Source organism: Mesorhizobium sp. M6A.T.Ce.TU.016.01.1.1, from assembly GCF_003997065.1.
GTDB classification, from domain to species: domain Bacteria; phylum Pseudomonadota; class Alphaproteobacteria; order Rhizobiales; family Rhizobiaceae; genus Mesorhizobium; species Mesorhizobium mediterraneum.
Genome location: NZ_RZTJ01000161.1, coordinates 1 through 351, shown reverse-complemented (window position 1 = coordinate 351; position 351 = coordinate 1). Strand labels below are relative to the sequence as shown.

1 protein-coding gene is annotated in these 351 nt (G+C 63.8%); it reads left to right on the top strand.

The window, feature by feature from the left end; translation table 11 throughout:
* Nucleotides 1-351: aldo/keto reductase (locus EOC94_RS33755; protein WP_148128478.1), on the top strand; the 351-nt coding region annotated here is incomplete at both ends.

The window sequence follows — 351 nt, the reverse complement described above, 5'->3', positions numbered from 1 at the left end:
GCCTCTCGGAAACGCGGCTCAACCCGTTCCTGCGCGGCAAGAAGCGCGACGACTATGTGCTGTCGAGCAAGGTCGGCCGCATCATGCGCGCCTGCCCACCCGAAGAGCGCACCGGCATCGGCAAGTTCTTCGACACGCCATCACGCCGAGAGGTGTACGACTACAGCTATGATGGCGTCATGCGCTCGTTCGAAGCCTCGCTTGAGCGCCTCGGCGTCGACCGGATCGACATCCTCTTCGTCCACGATGTCGACATCTTCACGCATGGCAGCAAGGAAGCCTCCGACCGGCGCATCGAGGAGTTCATGCGCTCGGGCTATTACGGCCTGCTGTCGCTGCGCGACCAGGGCG